We start from the raw sequence: 4,039 nt of genomic DNA, 5'->3' as shown, positions 1-4,039 counted from the left end.
CGTGACGCTGTCGCACCACGGCCGCACCGACGACGCTGCCGCCGCTCTCCAGCGCGCCCGCCGTGCGGGGGCGGACCCGCAGCCGCGCGAGGCGGCCGAACTGCACGCGGTGGAGATGTGGCTGGCCTGCACCCATCCCCGGCTGGCACGGCGAGGTCCATGGGAGCCCGAACCGCCGGCGGCCGGTACGGCCGGCCCGCATGTGCGGCCGCTGCTGACGTCGGCGGCCGCTCTCGCCCAGGTGCTGGGCCAGGGCTCGGTGGAGACCGCGGTCGCCGAGGCCGAACACGTACTCCAGGCCGCACGCCCCAGCGACGCCACCGTCTGGGGCGTCGAATCGGCGCTGCTGGCGCTGTACACGCTCGTCTACGCCGACCGTCCGGAGGCCGCCCAACCCTGGTGCGAGCGGCTGCTGGAGGAGAGCCTGCGGGACGGTCAGACCGTGCCGCAGGCGTACTTCGCCGCGGCACGAGCCGAAATCGCGCTGCGCTGCGGCGAGTTGACGTCCGCCGCCGAGTACGCCGGACATGCGCTGTCGCTGCTGCCGCCGCCTGCGTGGGGCGTTGCCGCCGGACTGCCCCTGAGCGTCCTGGTGCTTGCCGCGACCGCCATGGGACGTCACGACGAGGCCGCCGCGCACCTGAGCGAACCGACGCCGGAGGCGATGTTCCACACGCGCTACGGGTTGCACTACCTGCACGCCCGCGGCCGGCACTACCTGGCCACCGACCGGTACTACGCGGCCGCCGCGGACTTCCTCTCCTGCCGCGAACTGATGACGCAGTGGGGGCTGGACATGCCCGGACTCGTGCCGTGGCGCACCTGCACCGCCGAGACATGGCTGCGCCAGGGCGGCGACCGGAACGAGGCGCGGCGCCTGGTCAACGAGCAGCTCGCCAAGCTGGGTCCGGGCGCCTCCCGGACCCGCGGCTGTGCGCTGCGGCTGCTGGCGGCACTCAGTTCGCCCCACAACCGGATGCAGCTTCTGGCGGAGGCCGTGGCGATCCTGGAGGAGCGCGGCGACCAGTGGGAACTGGCCCGCGCGCTCGCCGATCAGAGCGCCGCCCACCGGGAGTTGCGGGCACACCGGCGTGCCTGGACCGTGGCCCGGCGGGCGTGGCACGTGGCCAAGGCGTGCGGCGCGGAGGAGCTGTGCGAGGAGCTGCTGCCCAGCCGCACCCGGTCGGAGAGCGGGGAGCGGGAGGAGCCCCCGCCGGACGGCCTGGGGACGCTGACGGACGCGGAACGCCGCGCCGCCGCCCTGGCCGCCGCGGGCCACACCAACCGGGAGATCGCCGCCCGGCTGTGCATCACGCCCAGCACCATCGAGCAGCATCTCACCCGCGTCTACCGCAAGTTGAACGTGAAGCACCGGCGCGACCTGCCGCCCGTACTCCAGGCGTATCTCCCCGACAGCGCCTGACAGGCGTCCGGGACCTGGCCCGGCGGGCCGCGCCGGAGGCCGTGCCCCTGCGCCCCTGCGCGCCCCTCCCGTCGATCCCGCCGATCCCGCCGATCCGGCTGCGCGCCCCTCGCGTCAGCGCGCCGCGAGGGGCGCCCGGGAGAGGGCCGCCGTCGCCGTGAGCTGCCGCCGCAGGTCGCCCACCAGCCGCGGAAGGTCCGAACGGTCGCGCGCCGTACCGAAGATGTGGAAGTCCGGGCGGACCAGCGCCGCCGCGCATCCGGCGCCGTCGAGGAAGGGAACGTAGACGTTCTCCACGTCGACCACCTCGTGCGCCGCGACGTGCTTCGGCGGGGTGCCGACCGGCAGCACCCGCACCAGGTGGGCGTCCAGCCGCTCCAGGAACGCCAGGTTCTTCCGGTCCAGCACCTCGTAGGGGTCGAGCGTGGTGACCAGGGCGAAGCCGCGGCCGACGACGTCGTCGAACAGGGCCCTCTCCGTGCCGCGTGCCACCCGTCCCTGCGGCATGAGGCCGCCCGCAGGTCCGCCGGAGGAACGGGCGTCGCGACGCAGGACGCCGTCCTCCAGAGGGAAGAACGAAGGCGCCACGTCACGTTCCGGGGCGTCCTCCTTCATCGCCAGCAGGTACGCGTCCCGGCGCTTCGCCGCCTCGGCGTCCAGCTCGGAGACGATCTTGCCGACCTCGACCGACATGTCGATGGTGTGCCGCACCTGCTTGCCGCGCTCGGTCTGGTAGGTGTCCAGCAGCCGTTCCCCCGCGACGCCGCCGAGCACAAGGTCCAGCTTCCAGGCGAGGTTGGCCGCGTCCCGGATGCCCGAGCACATGCCCTGACCGGCGAACGGCGGCATCTGGTGCGCCGAATCACCGGCCAGCAGCATCCGCCCGGCACGCCACTTGTCCGTCGTCGAAGCCTGGAAGGTGTAGACGATGTTGCGGGTCAGCGTGGCGTTCTCAGGGGTCACACCGTGCGGCTCCAGCAGCTCCCACATGCGCTCGACCGTGCTGAGCTCCTCGTTGGTCTCGCCGGGCAGCCGCATGAACTCCCAGCGGCGGTGGCCCCTTCCGCTGGCGACGATCGTCGTGGGACGTGCCGGGTCGCAGATCTGCACGTCGTTCGGCGCGAACTCGCGCGGCTCGTGGAAGACGACGTCGCACAGCAGCCAGTCATGCGTGAAGCCCAGATCCGTCACCTTCGCGCCGATGCGTTCCCGTACGAAGCTGTTCGCGCCGTCGCAGCCGACGACCCAGCGGGCCGTCAGCGGGCTGTCACCCAACTCGGGGCCCGGCGCCCGCACTTCCACACGGTCCCCGTGGTCGGCGATGTCCTCGGCCCGGTGCCCCGTCAGCAGCCGCACGTTCCGCAGAGTCGCCGCGTGCGCCCGCAGAGCCGACTCGAACGTCGGCTGGTGCATCACCGTGGCCTTCGGCCAGCCGTCACGGTCGGGCCGGTAGGGCGCCTCGAAACTCAGCAGCCGCTGCCCGGCCGCGTTCTGGAAGACGTACTCGCCCAGCGGTTCGCCCAGCTCCTGCAGCGACTCCCCGATTCCCGCGGAGGCGAAGTTGCGTGCCGTCTCCCCGTCGAACGCCACGACGCGCGGGAACGGGTACTGGTCGGGGTACTGCTCCAGGATGACCACGTGCCACCCGCGGTGCGCCAGCAGAAGGGCCAGGACGAGGCCGACCGGACCGCAGCCGACCACGACCACGTCCGCGTCGGTCCCGGCGCCGGAAGGCCCCGCAGAGTGCGGCATCTGACTCATCGGCTCACTCTCGCTCGTTCGTTGTTCTCTGTACGGGACAGCGGCGACGCGGCCCGGTCGCCGGAAGCGCACCGCCCTTCACAGGACGGCGTCGATCAGCATGCGGGCCTGCTCGGGGCAGAGCCTGGGATCGCACAGTGACTCGTACCGAGCGGCCAGTTGGGACTCGTCGGCGACGGGCCCGCCCACGCACTCCGTCACCTCGCGGTCCGCGACCTCGAGATGCAGGCCCCCGGGATGCGCTCCCGCGCTCTCCACGACCCGCATGAAGCAGCGGGCCTCCTCGATCACATCGTCCAAGTACCGGGTCTTGCGCCCCGACAGGGTGCGCACGGTGTTGCCGTGCATCGGATCGCTGAGCCAGACGACGGGATGCCCGGCCCGCCGGACGCGGCGCACCACTTCGGGCAGCAGCTCCGGAAGGGCCGGGGCCCCCATGCGCACGATCAGCGTCAGCCTCCCGGGTTCGCGCTCCGGGTCGAGCACCTCGCACAGCCGGATCACATCCTCCGGATCGGTGGACGGCCCGATCTTGCACCCGACGGGGTTGACGACCGAGGCGAGCAGCCTTGCATGGGCGCCTTCGGGCTGTCGAGTACGGGCACCGACCCACGGGAAGTGCGTGGAGGACAGGAACGAGCCCCCGGTCACGGGGTCCGTGCGCAGCAGGGACTCCTCCCAGTCCAGCACCAGCGCCTCGTGGCACACCCACGGGCCTCCCGCGCCGCCGGGGGTGTCGGCGGCGCCGTCCCCGTGGTGCGCGCGCAGCGCGCCCAGCACACGGGACGCGGCCCGGTGCGCCCGCAGCATGCGGTGTGGGTCGTGCCGCCGCGAACGGGCGTCGGCCGCAGGGGA

At 73.1% G+C, this 4,039-nt stretch carries 3 protein-coding genes; 1 reads left to right on the top strand and 2 read right to left on the bottom strand.

Features of this window, described 5'->3' with window-relative positions:
* Positions 1–1,423: LuxR family transcriptional regulator (locus AN218_RS01930; protein WP_216311705.1), on the top strand; the 1,423-nt coding region annotated here is incomplete at its 5' end.
* A 114-nt stretch (positions 1,424–1,537) separates the two neighbouring features.
* Here the strand turns inward: AN218_RS01930 and mhpA are convergent.
* Together mhpA and AN218_RS01920 are read right to left on the bottom strand one after the other, a co-directional pair.
* On the bottom strand, positions 1,538–3,184 hold the full coding sequence (gene mhpA, locus AN218_RS01925; RefSeq protein WP_079131729.1) for a bifunctional 3-(3-hydroxy-phenyl)propionate/3-hydroxycinnamic acid hydroxylase MhpA: 1,647 nt from the start codon (positions 3,182–3,184) through the stop codon (positions 1,538–1,540).
* 78 nt (positions 3,185–3,262) lie between these two features.
* A partial coding sequence (locus AN218_RS01920) for a 3-deoxy-7-phosphoheptulonate synthase (RefSeq protein WP_107421327.1) occupies positions 3,263–4,039 on the bottom strand: 777 nt, incomplete at its 5' end.

This window comes from Streptomyces nanshensis (genome assembly GCF_001751255.1).
GTDB classification, from domain to species: Bacteria; Actinomycetota; Actinomycetes; order Streptomycetales; family Streptomycetaceae; genus Streptomyces; species Streptomyces nanshensis_A.
Note: the sequence above shows the minus strand (reverse complement) of the source record. Positions and strands in the feature narration are given on the sequence as shown.

Excerpts from the sequence above, each read along its gene's own strand:
- mhpA (WP_079131729.1), bottom strand. The coding sequence starts at position 3,184 with ATGAGTCAGATGCCGCACTCTGCGGGGCCTTCCGGCGCCGGGACCGAC.